The organism is Polyangium sp. 15x6 (assembly GCF_029960785.1).
Lineage (GTDB): Bacteria > Myxococcota_A > Polyangia > Polyangiales > Polyangiaceae > Polyangium.
The window spans coordinates 50,480-65,437 of record NZ_JASBQE010000023.1 but is presented as its reverse complement, the minus strand read 5'-3'; the positions used below and the strand labels follow the sequence as shown (position 1 = coordinate 65,437).

The window sequence follows — 14,958 nt, the reverse complement described above, 5'->3', positions numbered from 1 at the left end:
TGCCGGCCATGCTCGCACGACGACGACCCCTTCCGCTACCGTGAAGGCTTGCGCCGCCGCTCCACGTAGAACGCGAGGTTCTGCCGGAGCCGCGCGTCGCCGGGCCGCGCCTTCACGGCCTTCTGCGCGGCCGCCTCGCCGACGGCGAACTCACCGAGGAAGTATGCGGACGAGGCCACGAGATCGGCCATCTTCCACGTGTACACCTCCTCGTCCACGAACAGCCGATCCTGCACCGGAAGCGGCAGCTCGTAGCCGCGGCGCGCGTAGAGGTACGTGAGCGCGTGCTCCTTGCGGGTATCGTGATGCAGCGCGATCGCATGGAGCGGCTCGGCCCGGTGCGGCGCCGCGAGGTGCGCGTCGAGCCAGCGCGAGAGCACCCGCGGCCAGGGAAGATTCTGCCCCACCCCGCACCGCGCGATCCCCATTTTCGACTCGTACACCTCCTCGGCCCATCCCCCCATGGCGATCCGCCGCGCGAATGCGACCTCGGCCTCCTGGAATCGGCCGAGCCAGAGCAGCGTCTGGGCGAGGTAAAACGCCGCGCGTGCGTTCGCCTTGTCCTCGGCGAGCGCCCGTTCGAGCAGCCCCACGTCGCGCTCCCAGCGCTTCCGGCTCCGCTCCGCCGACACCTCGCCGCGGTGGTGACGGATCAAAACGTCGGGCACGCGGATGCTCGGCGGCGGACGATCGTCGTGCGTGAGCACCTCGTGCACCACGCCCTGGAACCGAAAGCCAGCCCGGCTCCGCGCGATCCGCGGCGAATCGAACTGAATCCCGAGCGTCACCCGCACGTAATACGCCTCGCGCTCGGGCCCCTCGGCCGCCCGCTCCCGTTCGAGGAACGCGCGCAGCGCCTTGCCATTCTCGAGCTCGTCGTCCGCGTCGAGCCAGAGGATGAACTCCGTCGCATCGCCCGCGAGATCGAGCGCGCGATTTCGTGTCGTCGCGAAATCGACGAACGGCTCCTCGAAGAGCTCCCCGGGGACCCCTTCCATTTCGCGACGAACCACCTCCTGCGTGCCGTCCGTCGAGCCCGTGTCGAGGATCACCCACCGATCGACGAAGGGTTTGACGCTCTTCAGCGTGCGCGAGATCGTCGCGGCCTCGTCCTTCACGATCATCGACAGCGTGAGCAGGCTTCCGGGCTTGTTCGGCATGGCCGGCCCATGAAACGCCCCGGAGCGGGGGGATTGTCAAGCGGGGATGGGGCTGTACGCCTCCAAACGTGAAGACGGGAAGCCTCGGGTCCGCGTGGAAAACGAGGGAACCACGCCTCACGCATCACGTTTTCCCGCTGAAAATCGGCCGTGGACCCTTCCCACCTCCTGGCGCACGCGTTGCTGCCCACGCAAGGTTTCCGACCTGGCCCCACAGGACCCTTCATGCCTCGCCTATCTCGAACGCTCTCGTTGCTCCTCCTCCCTCTCGCCTCGAGCGCGTGCTCGGACGACGAAGAGGCGTCCCCCTCGCCTCCGGCGTACACGCCTGATTTCATCCAGATGTCCTACGAGGCCATGCCCGGCGTGGGCTTCATGGTCGATTCCACCGATGACCCCTACGCCGAGCGCGCCGCGTTCACCGCAGAGCTCCGGGCCCATTTCGTGAAGGACATCTTCGCGGCCGTGAACGTCGACGACCTGGCCACCGAGGACGCGCCGGGCGGCTACCAGAACGACACGAATCCCTCCATCCAGACCCGCCTCCCCGATGCGTGGCCGGACGCGACGCGCGCCGCGGCGGCCATCGGCGTGGTCATGCTGCAATGGAGCGTGCTGCTCACCGATTTCACGCCCAAGGAGGGCGGCGCGACGAGGTTCGGCGTCGTCACCTTCCCCGACGGGACGCTCGACGAGGCGCTCGCCGCCGATTTCTTCGCGCACGCCGCGAACGTCGACGCGGGCCTCGGCAGCGGCTTCTTCGCGTTCGGCGACGCGATGTACTTCCTGAACATCGGCGACTCGCAGGGCGCCCCTTTCTCGGGCCTCGACGACGACACGTTCGTCGCGAAGCTCGGCGAAGCGGCCGGGAGCTTCGCCGCCGCTCCGGCCGAGCTCACACAGTCGGGCCAATGCGACGCGCGCTTCGTGGACAACGACTGGGGCGCGTTGCCCGAGGGGGATTCGTACTGGGAGGCGCTCGGCGTCGACGAAGCCGGCAAGGCCGAGCTCGTCGCGCTCCAGGACGCGTATCGTTCGCTCTTCCAGCAGGCCGTGACCGAGTACGGGTGGGGCATGGCCCCGGACCCGATGCCGAAGACGTCCCCGCCCCGCGGATTCTGGGGTGGCTATCGCGTCGCCCGCGCCCCGTCCCGTTGATCCGACGTCGCGCCTCGCGAGCCGGAATCGCGCCGGGCTCTTGTCGTCCGGGTCGGTTTCTGCTTTCCTCGCGACATGCGTAAATTCTTGTTTGTCCTGGGTATCCTCGCGCCGCTCGCTCTCTCCCTGCCCGCCAGCGCGGACCTGCCCCCCGCGACCTCGTCCGGGAGCGGGGGCGCCGGCGGCACCGGTGGCATCGGCGGGAGCGGTGGCAACGGCGGAAGCGCGGGCGGCAACGGCGGGAGCGCCGGCGCCACGAGCTCGACGGGCGGCTCCACGCCGACGCCACAACCGGCGGAGGAGGAGGGCTGCTCCGTCGCGGCCCCCGGCGCCATGACGTACGGCGCCACGGGCGCCTGGATCCTCGGCCTCGGCGCGCTGCTCTACAGCCGCAGGTCCCGCCGCAGCGCGCCTCGTCGCCGCGCGTGAGGATCCTCTTCTACCTCGCCTTTCGCACGCTCGTCCGCAGCCGGATCTCGTTCGTCCTCTTGCTCGCTGCGGTGACGGCCGGGCTCGGCTTCCAGATCCCGAACACCGCCAACATCGAAGGCTACACCGCGGAGCTCCGCGAAAAGGGACTCTCGCGCGACACGGGCCACGTCCGCGTCACGGCGAGGTCCGGCGGCACGTTCGAAGGCGCCGAGGCCCTCGCCGCGCGGATCACCGCGGAGCCCTTCGTCCGCGCCGCCACGATCCGGCTCGTCCACGTGGGCTCTTTCTTCCACGGCGAACGCACGACCTCCGCGAGCATCGCCGGCATCGATCCCGTCGCGGAAGATCGCGCCGCCGGATTTGGCCAGGAGCTCGCGGAGGGCCGGTGCATGGTCGCGGGCGACGAGCGGCCCGCGGTCGTCGGCGCCAAGCTCGCCGAGCAGCTCGACGCGCGCGTCGGCTCCTCGATCAAGGTCGCCTTGCCTTTTTCGGTCGGCGAGGACGTTCGAACGGTCTCCGCCGTCTTCCGCGTCGTCGGCGTCCTCCGTGGCTCGGGCGGCTTCCGCGCCGATTACGAGCTCTTCGTCCCCATCGGCGCCCTGCGCGACCTCTTCGGCAAGCCGGGCGTCTCCAGCGAGATCCGCGTCTTCTCGACGGACGACGCCCGCGCCGGCGAATGGGCGAAGCGCATCGCCGAGCTCGCCCCCGAGCAGAAAGTCGAGACCTGGTGGGAGGCCCAGACGTTCGTCAAGAACGCCATCGACGGCAACCGCGCCCTCGCCGCCATTTCGACCACGATGGTCGTCGTCGCGGTCATGATCCCCGTCCTCGCGCTGCTCTACATCCACGTCCTCCACGAGCGCCGCCGCATCGCCACCATCGCCGCGCTCGGCTTCAGACGGCGCGAAATTTTTCTCATTCACCTCTTCGAGGCCCTGCTCGTCGGCGGGATTGGCACCGTCCTCGGCAGCGGCCTCGGTTACGCCCTCTGTCGGTATTTCCAGGACAACCCCATTTTCTCCCACGCCGGGTTCGTCGTCCTCCCGAGCATCACGCTCCGCTCGTTTTTGATCCCGGCCCTCGTCCTCTTTGCTACGACGCTCCTCGCGGGCATCGTCCCGGCCATCCTCGCCTCGCGCGCCGAGCCTGCCGTCGAGCTCCGGAGGGAATGACCTTGGCGAATGCGCCCGTGCTCTACGAGCTCGCCTCGGTCACGCGGTCCTTCCGCACGCCGGCCCTCGATGTCCGGGCCCTCGACGACGTCTCGTTCACGCTCGCCGAGGGCGAGCTCGCCGCCATCGCCGGCCCGAGCGGCTCGGGCAAGAGCACCCTGCTCGCCATCCTCGGCCTGCTCGACGCGGATGTTTCGGGCGAGATCACGATGCGCGGCAAGAGCGTCCGGCGCATGAGCAGCCGCGAGCGCGCCCGCGCGCGCCTCGAAGGCATTGGCCTCGTCTTCCAGACCTTTCACCTCTTGCCGGCGCTCGACGTGCGCCACAACGTCGCGCTCCCGCACTGGAAGCTCCATGGCCATCACGGCCGGGCCCTCGCGCGGGCCGAGGCGCTCCTCGCCGAGCTTGGCCTCGAAGCGCGCACGCGGCACGACGTCACGCGCCTCTCGGGCGGCGAAATGCAGCGCGTCGCCATCGCCCGCGCGCTCGTCAACGACCCGGCCGTCGTGCTCGCCGACGAGCCCACGGCGAACCTCGACGAGGCCAGCGCCGCGTCCGTCGTCTCGCTCTTGCGTCGCGCGAACGCCCGAGGCGCAGCCGTCGTCGTCTGCACGCACGACACGGACCTCCTCGCCTCGTTCCCGCGCGTCCTCCGCTTGCGGCATGGTAGAATGGTCCCGTGAAGGCCTCGCCACGCCGTTCGAGCGTGGCATACCGTGTGGACGCGCCTTCGAGTCGCGTGAACGCGCCTTCGAGTCGCGTGAACGCGCCTTCGAGTCGCGTGGACGTGTTCCTCCCCTCACGTAGACGCGCCTTCGAGGCGCGTAGAAGCGCCTTCGAGTCGCGTGGACGTGTTCCTCCCCTCACGTAGACGCGTCTTCGAGTCGCGTGGACGCGCCTTCGAGTCGCGTGGACACGCCTTCCCCTCACGTGAACGCGCTCCTCCCCTCGTGCGCCCGCGCCTTCCCCTTGCGTGGACGCGCCTTCCCCTCGCGTCATCGCCCTCGGCGACCGCGTCGCTGGGACGCGCGAGATGCTCGAATGGGGCTCACCTTCGCCGTGGTAGGCTGGTCCCGTGAAGGCCGGATGGATCGGGGGTCGCCGCTTCGACCTCGCGTTTTTCTTCGGCAGCGCGCTCCTCGCCGCGCTCGTCGGGGCCTTCGCGCTCGCCGTCCCGCGGGCGGTCGTGCCCCTCTTCGTGGCCTTCCTCGTCCTCGTCGACGGCCCGCACCTCGCGGCCACCTGGACCCGCACCTACCTCGACCCGGGCTTCCGCGCGCGCCGCGGCCGCCTGCTCGCCGGGAGCCTCGCCTTTCTCCTGCCCGGCCTCGCCGCGTGGACTCTCACGCGCGTCATGGGCCTGCGCGCGCCGATGGATCTTTTCCTCCTCGTCGCGGCGCTCTGGAGTTTTCACCATGCCGTCCGGCAATCGTACGGCGTCCTCGCCATCTACCAGCACCACGCGCGCACCGCGCTCCCAGCACGCAAGACCGATCGCCTCTTCTTGCACGGCGCCCTCTGGCTCGCCTTTGGCCTCTTCTCGTTCGGCCACCCGCAGAATCGTATCTTCCTCGGCTTGCCCGCGGATCCACCGCGCTTCCTCGCTCTCCTCGGGCTCGCTCTCCTCGGCCTGCTCCTCGTCGCGACGATCGCGTATGGCATTTACCGACGAACCCGCTTCCGCGACGAGGACGAACGTCCCCTCCTGTATTTGCTCGGCCCCGCGCTCGGCCTCCCGCTCTTTGCGCTGTTCGTCGTCGGCTCCTTCGAGCCTCTCGTCCCGCGCCCCGAGGACCCCGAGCAGGCGTTCATGGCGTCCACGGTCGTCGGGGGAATCGTGCACGGCGTGAATTACCTCGGCATCGTGGCGGCCGTCTCCCGGCGCCGCTTCGAGGGCAACGACGCGCGCTCGCTCGTGGCCCGGTTCGGCCGCCGCCCGCTCGCGGCGTATGCCGCGTTCGTCCTCGTCTCGCTCGGATACCTCGCGCTCAACGCGGCGCGCGGCGTCCTCCCGAGCCTCGCACCCGTCTCGCGCGGCGCCGCGCTCCCCGATCTCTTTCTCGTGATTTACTGGGGCATTTTCTTCCACCATTACTACATCGATCAAAAGATCTGGCACGTGCGCGAGGATCAAACGTTGCGATTCGAACTCGGCCTGGAGTCTGCCTCGTGACCGACGTCCGGCGCGCGCTCGTGCTCGGGGGCAGCGGATACGTGGGCCGCGAGGTCGTGCGCGCGCTCGCGGCCGCGGGAGCGCGGGTCGCATTCACGTACCAGCGAGGCGCTGCCGTCGCAGAAGCCCTCGCCGCCGAGACCGGCGCGCGATCCTTCCGGACGAACCTCGCCGAACCCGCCGCGATCCGCGCCCTCTTCGACGCGCTCGACGCCGAAAACGCCGCGCCCGATCTGCTCGTACACGCCGCCGTCGTCTCCGACGCGGGCGCGCTCGCGGACGTCACCGACGCGCTCTGGGACGAGATGCACGCGGTCAACGTCCGCTCCGTCTACGTCGCCATGCAATCGTTCGCGGCGCGGCTCGCGGGGAGGCCCGGGGACGTGGTCCTCACGGCGGCGCTCGACGGCATCGCGAAGATCCCCTCCGCCGTGCATTTCGCCGCGACCGAGGGAGCGCGGCTCGGCATGACGCAGGCCCTCGCCAAGGAGCTCGGCCCGAAGGACGTCCGGGTGAACCTCGTCCTCCTCGGCGCGCTCGGCGGCGGCATCTCGGAGAGCCTCGATCCGGCGCGCCTCGCCGATTACAAGCGGTACAGCGCGCTCCAGCGCGTCGGCACGCCCGTCGAGGCGGCGCGCGCCATCACCCGCCTCGCGCTCCACAATCGCTGGATGACCGGCTCCGTCTTGCCCATCACGGGGGGCCTGTGACGCCGCGCTGGGTCGGGCTCCTGCTCTTCGTCGTCCTCGTGCTCCACGCGGTCATCGAGAAAATGCCGAACGGGCTCCTGCCCGAGATGCTCTACGCCTGCCACGTGGCGACGGCCGTCCTCGCCGTCGGCGTGCTCCTCCAGAAGCCCGCGCTCGTCCTCTTTGGTTTTTCCTTCCATATCGGCGCCGGCCTCTGGGGGTACCTCTTCGGCCTCTGCGAGACCCGCACGACCACCTGGACCTCGGTCCTCGTGCACGTCGCGCCGCTCGTCGTCGGCGCGCTCGAGGTCCGCCGCTCGGGCCTGCCGCGCTGGGCTCCGTGGGTCTCGTTCGCCTTCCTCTCCGCGATGGTCGTGCTCGCCTATTACACGACGCCGCCCACGCTCAACGTGAACCTCGCGCACCGGCCGTTCCCGCCCGTCGCGCGCTACACCCCGGCCCTCTGGGCCACGTGGGTGACGAACCTCGTCTTCGGGTTTTTTCTCATCCACGCGACCGACTTCGCGGTACGAAAATGGCTGAAGTGGCAATGGCGGACGTAACGGACGAAGGCGTGATCCTCGGCGCCACGATGGGCCTCTGCGGGACGTGCAAGCGCACGGTCCCGGCCGAGACCGTGCGCGCCTCCGGCAAGATCGTCCTGCGCAAGCGCTGCGAGCTGCACGGCCCCGAGGAGGTGCTCGTCTCGAGCTCCGCGGACTGGTACGAGGACACCGTCCGGCACGCCTCCGTCCTCGAACGCCCCGCCTCGCCGCGCCCCATCTCCGCCGGCTGCCCTTACGATTGCGGCCCTTGCGAGCAGCACGAGCAACGCAATCACCTCCCGGTCGTCCCGATCACCTCGAAATGCGACCTCGATTGCCCCATCTGCTACACGCACAACAAGAACGAGGGCGCCTACCACATGTCCGAGGGGGAGCTCGCGGCGATCCTGCGGCACCTCGACCACGTCGCGCCCGACCGCCGTATCATCAACATCACCGGCGGCGAACCCACGCAGCACCCTGAATTCGAGCGCCTCGTCGAGATGTGCGTCTCGGCCGGCGTCCGGCGCGTCACCGTCTCCACGCACGGCCTGCGTTTCCTCCGCGACGAGGCGCTGCTCGAGCGCCTCGCCCGCATCGACGCCCGCGTCATTCTCTCGTTCGACTCCTTCGAGCCCGAGGCGAACAAGAAGATGCTCGGCGGCCACCACCTGAACGCCAAGCTCAAGATCCTCGATCTCCTGGAAAAACACGCGGTGGCCACGACGCTCCTGCCCGTGCTCGCGCGTGGCGTGAACGACCATGAGGTCGCGGCTTTCATCGACCTCGCGCTCTCGAAGGATTTCATCCGCTCCGTCGAGTTCCATCCCATGACGTTCACGGGCCAGAGCGGCGCGAGCTTCGAGCGCAGCGCGCGCTACACCGCGTTCGACGCGCTCTCCGACATCGAGCGCCAATCGGGCGGCCGGATCGCGGTCCGCGATTTCGTCCCGTCTCCGCTCGCGCACCCGCTCTGTTACCAGATTGCCTATCTCTTGCGCTTGAAGGACGGCCGCTGGCTCCCGTTCACCCGCTTCATGAGCCGCGACGACCTGCGCAGCCTCCTCTCGCAGGAGCTCTACATCGTGCCCGGCCCCGAAATGGAGCAGATCCTCGCGGACGTGTTGAATCGCCTCTGGGCGGGCGACATCGAATGCGAGGAAGCCGACGCGGTGCTCGCCGCCTTGAAGGACCTCGTCGAGCGCATGTTCGCGCCGGGCACGGACGAGGCCATTCGCATGCGGATCGCCGAGATGCACACGAAGGCCATTTACGTGCACACCCACATGGACGAGGAGACCTTCGACACGGATCGCATTCGCCGCTGCTGCGTCGGCATGCCCGGCCCCGACGGCTCGAACGTCCCCTCCTGCGCCTACAACGTCCTCTACCGCGAGCGCGACGCGCGTTTTTCCCCGCGTCCCGCGACGCCGCTCGTGCAGCTCGGCCGCGGGAGGACCCGATGAGCGCGCGCCTTTCGGGAAAACGTTGCCTCGTGACGGGCGGCTCGAGAAATCTCGGCCGCGCGATTGCGCTCGCTTTCGCGCGGGAAGGGGCGCGCGTGGCGTTCACGTACCGCGAGCGCGACGACGCGGCCGAGGAGACGCGGGCGCTGCTCGAAGCCGCGGGCGCCTCGCCGCTCGTGCTCAAGGGCTCGGTCTCGGACGCCGCGCACGTGACGGCCGCGGTGAAGGCGGTGGAGACGGCGTACGGCGGCATCGACGTGCTCGTGAACAACGCGGCGCTCACGCAGGTCCTCCCGATCGCGCTGCTGGAGGAGGCGGAGTGGGACGCGGCGATGGATACGAACGTGAAGGGCCCGTATCTGTTCTCGCGCGCGGCGTTGAAATCGATGATCCGGGCCAAAAAAGGCCACATCCTGAACGTGGGCTCGTTCGGCGCGGACCGCGTCCTCGACGCGCCGGTCCACTACGCGGCCTCGAAGGCGGCGCTCGTCGGGTTTTCGCTGGCGCTCGCGAAGGAGGTCGGCCGGTACGGAATCGCGGTGAATTGCCTCGTGCCGGGCCTGCTCGAGACAGGTTTGTCGGCACGATTGCCGAAGCACCGCGTCGAGAGTTACGTGGCGCAAGCGGCGCTCGGCAGGCTCGGCACGGTGGAGGAGGTCGCGGACCTCGCGGCGTGGCTCGTCTCGGACGAGAACTCGTTCATGACGGGCGGGCAGGTGGTGATCGACGGCGGGCTTTGACCCGCTCCGTTTGTCAGACCACCACGCCCCGCTTCTTCGCTTCCACCATGTTCACGAACGTCTGCACGGAGAACAGCCCCAGGATCTGCACGGGCCGTAGCCCCGGGACGATGCGGTCCTTCGCCTCCGGCATCAGCTCGCGCAGCCGTTCGAGGCCCTTGTCGCTGACGACGCCGCCCGGCGCGAACTCCTCCTCGCTCATGTCGCCGCGCGCGGCCTTTTGCATCTCGCCCCGCGTGATCTGGATGCCGAACGTCCGCTCGATCTTGAACACGATGTCGAGGTAATCGAGCGACTCGGCGCCGAGATCGGCCATCAGGAGCGACTCGTTCTTCACCGCGGCCGGATCGAGGGCGAGCGCCTCGGCGACGATCTGGCGGACCTGCGCGGCGATCTCGGGATCGGAGACGGGGGGCGAGGCGGCTTCGGACATCGCGCGCGATCCTACGCGATCACCAGTCCCACATCAATCCGGGCGGCAGGGAATCCGAGACTGCCCGCCCGATCCGGTCGATCTCCGCGAGATCCGCCGCGCCGAGCGTGACATCCCCCGCGCGCGCATTCTCCCTCGCCTGCGCCTCGTTCCTCGCGCCCACAATCGCGCCCACGCCTTCCTGCGCGATGAGCCACGCGAGCGCGAGGTTCGTGAGGGGCACGCCGTTCCGCGCGGCGATCGGGCGGAGCTCGTCGAGGCCCGCGAGCGCCTTTGCGAACGTCTCGCCCTTGAAGAGCCGGTTGTCGACGCGGTTGTCGCCCTCGGCGAACACGTGCCCGCGCCCGAACTTGCCCGTGAGCAGACCCTGGGCGAGCGGCGAATACGCGAGCACCGAAATCTCGTTCTTTTGACAATACGAGAGCGTGTCCTCCACCGCCTTCCGAAAAAACAGCGAATAGCAGGGCTGCAGGCTGTCGACCCGGCCCACGCGGCTCGCGGCCTCGAGCTGCGGTCGGTCGAAGTTCGATACGCCGATCGCGCGGATCTTCCCCTGCGCCTTCAGATCCACGAGCGCGCCCATCGTCTCCTCGATCGGCACCACCTCGCTGCCGAAGCTCCCGGCGGGCCAGTGAATCTGGTAGAGATCGATCCGATCCGTCGCGAGGTTTTTCAGCGAGCGCTCGCACGCCTCGATCACCTTCTCCCGACGCAGGTTGTTCCAGGACACCTTCGTCAAGATCACGATCCGCTCGCGCTCGCCGGCGAGCGCCTTCGCGAGGATCCGCTCGCTGTGCCCGGCTCCGTACTCCTCGGCCGTGTCGAACGTGGTCACGCCCGCGTCGAGGGCCGCCCGGTGCGCGGCGATCTGCGCGGCGTCGTCGATGCCGACCCACGACTCCTTGCCCGCCTGCCAGCCGCCGAAAATGACGGCGCTCACCTCAATCGAGGTCGTCCCGAGCTTCTTGTACCTCATCGCTCTCTTGCTCCAGCGCGCGCGTGTTCTCGTCGATCCAGGAGAGGAACTCCGGCAGGCCCATGGTGATGGGCGTCGCGACGATCTGCGGCAGCTCGTAGGAATGGTTCGCACGGACGAACGCGACGATCGCATCCCAGAGCGCCGCGCGCGAGAAGAGCGTCACGCGGTGCTCGGGGTGGGCGTGGATCGCGCCTTTCCACCGGTAATGGCTCGTCGTGATCGGCTCGACCTGGGCCGAAGCGGCGAGCCTGCGCGCGACGGCGGCGGCGCCGAGCGCCTCGGCCTCCTCGGCCGAGCGTGTCGTGACGTGGACGAGGATGTGCCCGGATTGCATGGCTCAGCCCCCGAAGCCCGGATCCCAGCAGATCCCCTCGATGCAGTAGTTCGTGGCGCAGTCGGACGCGGCCATGCACGGCGCGCCGATGCCGCAGCCGGGGCAGCCGCCGCCGCAATCCAGGTACGTCTCGCCATGGTTTTGCAGACCGTCCGTGCAATGGTTCACGCAGGCCTGGCCCAGGCAGACCATCGTCCCGCCGCCGCAATGGGCGTTTTCCAGGCACGCCACGCAGTTGCCGCTCCCGTCGCAGACCCCGCCGGAGCAGGCGGTCCCGGGGTTGCGAAACCCGCTCTGCGCCATGCCCTCCATGCACACCGTCGCGATGCAGGGCGACGGGGGCGTGGGCGGATCGGCCGCGAATACCGTCGTGGCCACGCCATTCGCGCCGCACGCGGGCGCCATGCAATCGCCCGGGGCCGGATCGGGCAAGAGCGTGCCGGGCGGCACCATGTTCGTCACGCAAATGCCTTGCTGGCAGGTGATCGGCGCGCACGGCTGTGCGGGTCCGCTCTGGCACGACGCATCGTCCACGCAGCCCTGGCACTTGCCCGCGCCGTCGCAACGCAAGAGCCCATCGAGACCGCAGGGCGAATCCGCGGCGCGCGGCGCGTTCACCGGCGTCGTGCCGTCGCACGCGTCCTCCGTGCATTCGTTCACGTCGTTCCGGACATCGTCCGGATCCGGCTCGGTCACGAGCTCGCCGTCCTTGCAGACCTCGCGCCGGCAATCGGCGGGCGTCGTGTTGTACACCTCGCCATCCTCGCAGGTCGCGAGGTGCAGCTCCGATTCGATTCCGAGCACGACCTGACAGCCGCCGAGCAAACCGAGGGCGACGAGGGGCGCGGTACGGAAGAAGCTCGGCGTCATGCTCATGCCTTGAAATAAGAATATTCGTCGGCCCGCGGCGCGAGCCTCCGCTCCAGCGCCGCGAGCACCTCTTTCGAGGGCGGCGCGAGCGCGCGGCCAATCGCGAGATTCTGCCGCACCTCGGCCGGGCTCCGCATGCCCACGATCACCGTATCCGCGAAATGGGCGCCGTACCCGATGAGCTCCTCGGGCGTGGCCGCGCCGTCCGCGAGGATCCGCCCCGCGGCCATCACCTTCATGCCAATCACGCCCATTCCGCGCTTCCGCGCCTCGGGCACGACCGTCGAAAGGAACGGGAGCCGTGCCGGATCGGCAGGGTTCACCGCGCAAAGCACCGTGTCGAAATCGTATCGCTGCATCGCCTCGACCAGGATGGCCGGATCGTGATGCCCGGTGATCCCCACGAACCGGATCCGGCCGTCCTTCCGCGCCGCCTCGACGGCCTGGATCGCGCCGCCCTTGCCGAAGATCTCGTCGAGATCCTCGCGGGTGCGCAGATCGTGGAGCTGAAGGAGGTCGAGGCGGCTGGTCCCCAGCCGCTTCAGGCTCTCGTCGAGCAGGCGCAGGCTCCCGTCGCGGCTCCGCTCGTGGGTCTTCGAGGCGAGAAAAACCTGATCCCGCGCCCCCGGGGGCGCTTGCCGGAACGCCTCGCCGTAATAATCGAGCGAGCCCGCGTAGGCCGGCGCCGTGTCGCAATACCGCACGCCGAGCCGCAGGGCTTCGAGGATCATCGGCACGGCCTCGCGCTCGCGGTTCCACGTCCGCAAGATCCCCTCGCCGCCGAGCGACACCGCCTCGACGTGCGCGCCCGTGCGTCCGAGCGTCCGCGTAGCCGAGGAGGCCGGCGCCGCGGGGACGGGCGGTGATGCAGCGGCCGGCGGCGCCGCGCTCGTCTCGCTTGCGCCTGCCGTGGTCCCGCTGCTCGTGGTTTTACAACCCGCGACCGCCGCCGCCGCGGCCACGACCTTGAGCACGCCCCGCCTCGAAAGCTCATCCGCCATCGTGTCTCGCTCCCCGGAAAAGGATGGACCGGAACGACCGCCGCGGGAAGACCTTCTCGACAGTCGATTTCACGCGAGGCAAGATCCCTTGCATGACGTTCGAGACGTCGAGGCTCCTCGTGCGGCCGTTCGAGGGGCTCGGCATGCACCGGATCGGCGATCGCGTCCGCGCCACGTTGCCGCACGTGGCGCTCGCGCTCGAACGCGGCGAGGCCGAGGCCGCGCCGTGGTGGCCGGACGCGCTCGTCTCGCCCTGAGTTTTACAGGCAAAACCTGCGCACGACGTCGAAGAGGACCTCGGTCCCCCATTTCAAGCCGTCGACCGGGATGCGCTCGTCGTGGCCGTGGAAGAGCTCGGCGAAGCGCAGGCCCTTCGGCATCTTCACGGGGGAAAACCCGTACCATTTCGCGCCGAGCTGCGTGAAGTACTTCGCGTCCGTGAAGCCCGGGATCATGTAGGGCACGACCGTGGCACCGGGCTCGCGCTCGAGGATCGCCGCGCGGATCGTGTCGTAAAGCGGCGAATCGACGGGGTCGGTCGTGGTGGGCGGCGCGCTCTTCACGATCTCCAGCGAGACCTCGGGCCCGAGCACCGCGCCGAGCTCGCGAAGGAAATCGGCCTCGGTTTGTCCGGGCAGCGTGCGCCCGTCGATCTCGGCCTCCGCGAAGCCGGGGATCACGTTCACCTTCGCGCCCGCGCGCAGGATCGTCGGCGACGCCGTGTTCGAGAGCATCGCGCCGAAGCTCCGCGCGATCATGCGATCGGGCAGCGCGCGCAGCACGTGCGGCGCGATCGCGGGGTGGAGGAGCCGGCGCAGGAGGGCGCGCAGCGGCGCGGGTTGCTTCGCGGCGAGGCCGTCCACGAAATCGCGGACGTAGGGCGTGACGTGCACGGGCAGCGGTTTTTCGAGCCGCGCGATGGCGTCCGCGAGCTTGATGACGGCCGAGTCCTCGCGGGGCATCGAGCCGTGCCCGGGCTCGCCGCGCACGCGCGCGCGCACCCAGCAGAGGCCCTTCTCCGCGACCTGGATCGGATAGAACGTGGCCTTGCCGAGATGCAGCGTGTAGCCGCCGCTCTCGCCGATCGCGTACTCGGCGCGCACGAGATCGGGGTGGTTCTCCACGAGGAAACGCGAGCCGTGGTCGCAGCCCGCCTCCTCGTCCGCGACGGCGGCGAAGATCACGTCGCGGCGCAGGCGCGGCTTTTCCCGGGCGAGGCGCGCGAGGATCGCGACCGACATCGCGGCCATGTTCTTCATGTCGATCGCGCCGCGCCCCCAGAGGCAGCCGTCCGCGACGACGCCCGAGAACGGCGGGTGTTTCCATGCCGAGGCCTCGGCCTCGACGACATCGAGGTGCGCCGTGAGCAGGATCGGCGGCAGCTCGCCCGTGCCGCGCAGGCGCGCGACCACGTTCGTGCGCTCGGGCGCGCTCTCGAGCGTGAGCGGATCGAGCCCCGCGGCCGCGAGCTCGCCGGCCACGACCTCCGCGGCGGCGCGCTCGCGGCCCGGCGGGTTCGTGGTGTCGATGCGGAGGAGCGTCTGGCAGAGTCGGAACGCGTGCTCGCCGAGCTCACGATCCGGCGTGTTCGAGGAGGGATCCTGCGCGGAGACGGATGTCATCGGGAGCGCATCTTAGAACATCGTTCAGCCAAGCTGAACGATGTTCTAAGGAGATCACGAAGCGAGCTCCCTCGGGGGTGAATCGTCCGGGCTTTGCCCGGAGGAGAGGGGGACGAAACGGCTTTTCGGGTGTCTTGCCGAGCGCCTGCCCGAGCGCGTATCCTCGTGGTGCAGAGGCGCGACA

Annotated in this window: 17 protein-coding genes; 10 read left to right on the top strand and 7 right to left on the bottom strand. The window is 69.5% G+C overall.

Annotated features, from left to right (window positions below):
* Nucleotides 1-35 precede the first annotated feature (35 nt).
* Nucleotides 36-1,160 carry a glycosyltransferase gene (locus QHF83_RS19020; protein WP_282419288.1) on the bottom strand — a complete coding sequence of 375 codons (1,125 nt, stop codon included), beginning with the start codon at nt 1,158-1,160 and terminating at the stop codon, nt 36-38.
* A 225-nt stretch (nt 1,161-1,385) separates the two neighbouring features.
* Here QHF83_RS19020 and QHF83_RS19015 point away from each other — a divergent pair, with 225 nt between their 5' ends.
* The 9 genes from QHF83_RS19015 (at nt 1,386) to QHF83_RS18975 (ending at nt 9,535) form a co-directional block, all read left to right on the top strand.
* On the top strand, nt 1,386-2,318 hold the full coding sequence (locus QHF83_RS19015) for a hypothetical protein (protein WP_282419287.1): 933 nt from the start codon (nt 1,386-1,388) through the stop codon (nt 2,316-2,318).
* Nucleotides 2,319-2,393: 75 nt separating this feature from the next.
* Entirely contained in the window at nt 2,394-2,747 is a 354-nt protein-coding gene (locus QHF83_RS19010) for an MYXO-CTERM sorting domain-containing protein (protein WP_282419286.1), read from the top strand.
* The gene (locus QHF83_RS19005) at nt 2,744-3,922 is read left to right on the top strand and encodes an FtsX-like permease family protein (protein ID WP_282419285.1); all 1,179 of its coding nucleotides are present in this window, start codon (nt 2,744-2,746) and stop codon (nt 3,920-3,922) included. The genes QHF83_RS19010 and QHF83_RS19005 overlap by 4 nt, the downstream gene beginning before the upstream one ends.
* Nucleotides 3,923-3,924: 2 nt before the next feature.
* Nucleotides 3,925-4,605 (top strand): ABC transporter ATP-binding protein, encoded by a 681-nt coding sequence (locus QHF83_RS19000; RefSeq protein ID WP_282419284.1) that lies wholly within the window; start codon nt 3,925-3,927, stop codon nt 4,603-4,605.
* A 392-nt stretch (nt 4,606-4,997) separates the two neighbouring features.
* Nucleotides 4,998-6,095 (top strand): hypothetical protein, encoded by a 1,098-nt coding sequence (locus QHF83_RS18995; protein WP_282419283.1) that lies wholly within the window; start codon nt 4,998-5,000, stop codon nt 6,093-6,095.
* Nucleotides 6,092-6,805: an SDR family oxidoreductase gene (locus QHF83_RS18990; protein WP_282419282.1), complete on the top strand. Its 714-nt coding sequence runs from the start codon at nt 6,092-6,094 to the stop codon at nt 6,803-6,805. The genes QHF83_RS18995 and QHF83_RS18990 overlap by 4 nt, the downstream gene beginning before the upstream one ends.
* Nucleotides 6,802-7,347, top strand: a complete 546-nt coding sequence (locus QHF83_RS18985) for a hypothetical protein (RefSeq protein ID WP_282419281.1) — start codon at nt 6,802-6,804, stop codon at nt 7,345-7,347. Before QHF83_RS18990 ends, QHF83_RS18985 begins: the two co-directional genes overlap by 4 nt.
* Nucleotides 7,320-8,795 carry a radical SAM protein gene (locus tag QHF83_RS18980; protein ID WP_282419280.1) on the top strand — a complete coding sequence of 492 codons (1,476 nt, stop codon included), beginning with the start codon at nt 7,320-7,322 and terminating at the stop codon, nt 8,793-8,795. The genes QHF83_RS18985 and QHF83_RS18980 overlap by 28 nt, the downstream gene beginning before the upstream one ends.
* Nucleotides 8,792-9,535 (top strand): SDR family oxidoreductase, encoded by a 744-nt coding sequence (locus QHF83_RS18975; RefSeq protein ID WP_282419279.1) that lies wholly within the window; start codon nt 8,792-8,794, stop codon nt 9,533-9,535. The genes QHF83_RS18980 and QHF83_RS18975 overlap by 4 nt, the downstream gene beginning before the upstream one ends.
* 13 nt (nt 9,536-9,548) lie before the next feature.
* Here QHF83_RS18975 and QHF83_RS18970 read toward each other — a convergent pair whose 3' ends face one another.
* From QHF83_RS18970 to QHF83_RS18950, 5 genes are read right to left on the bottom strand one after another with little or no spacing between them, the layout of a single operon-like run.
* Nucleotides 9,549-9,968, bottom strand: a complete 420-nt coding sequence (locus QHF83_RS18970; RefSeq protein ID WP_282419278.1) for a phosphopantetheine-binding protein — start codon at nt 9,966-9,968, stop codon at nt 9,549-9,551.
* 19 nt (nt 9,969-9,987) lie between these two features.
* The gene (locus QHF83_RS18965; RefSeq protein ID WP_282419277.1) at nt 9,988-10,944 is read right to left on the bottom strand and encodes an aldo/keto reductase; all 957 of its coding nucleotides are present in this window, start codon (nt 10,942-10,944) and stop codon (nt 9,988-9,990) included.
* Nucleotides 10,910-11,281 (bottom strand): divalent-cation tolerance protein CutA, encoded by a 372-nt coding sequence (gene cutA / locus QHF83_RS18960; protein ID WP_282419276.1) that lies wholly within the window; start codon nt 11,279-11,281, stop codon nt 10,910-10,912. The genes QHF83_RS18965 and cutA overlap by 35 nt, the downstream gene beginning before the upstream one ends.
* Nucleotides 11,282-11,284: 3 nt before the next feature.
* A complete protein-coding gene (locus QHF83_RS18955; RefSeq protein WP_282419275.1) occupies nt 11,285-12,157 on the bottom strand; it encodes a hypothetical protein in 873 nt (290 codons plus the stop codon).
* The gene (locus QHF83_RS18950; protein WP_282419274.1) at nt 12,154-13,152 is read right to left on the bottom strand and encodes an aldo/keto reductase; all 999 of its coding nucleotides are present in this window, start codon (nt 13,150-13,152) and stop codon (nt 12,154-12,156) included. The genes QHF83_RS18955 and QHF83_RS18950 overlap by 4 nt, the downstream gene beginning before the upstream one ends.
* A 23-nt stretch (nt 13,153-13,175) precedes the next feature.
* Here QHF83_RS18950 and QHF83_RS18945 point away from each other — a divergent pair, with 23 nt between their 5' ends.
* A complete protein-coding gene (locus tag QHF83_RS18945; RefSeq protein WP_282419273.1) occupies nt 13,176-13,409 on the top strand; it encodes a hypothetical protein in 234 nt (77 codons plus the stop codon).
* A 3-nt stretch (nt 13,410-13,412) separates the two neighbouring features.
* Here the strand turns inward: QHF83_RS18945 and QHF83_RS18940 are convergent, their stop codons facing one another.
* Nucleotides 13,413-14,774, bottom strand: a complete 1,362-nt coding sequence (locus tag QHF83_RS18940) for a M20/M25/M40 family metallo-hydrolase (RefSeq protein WP_282419272.1) — start codon at nt 14,772-14,774, stop codon at nt 13,413-13,415.
* Nucleotides 14,775-14,958 lie beyond the last annotated feature (184 nt).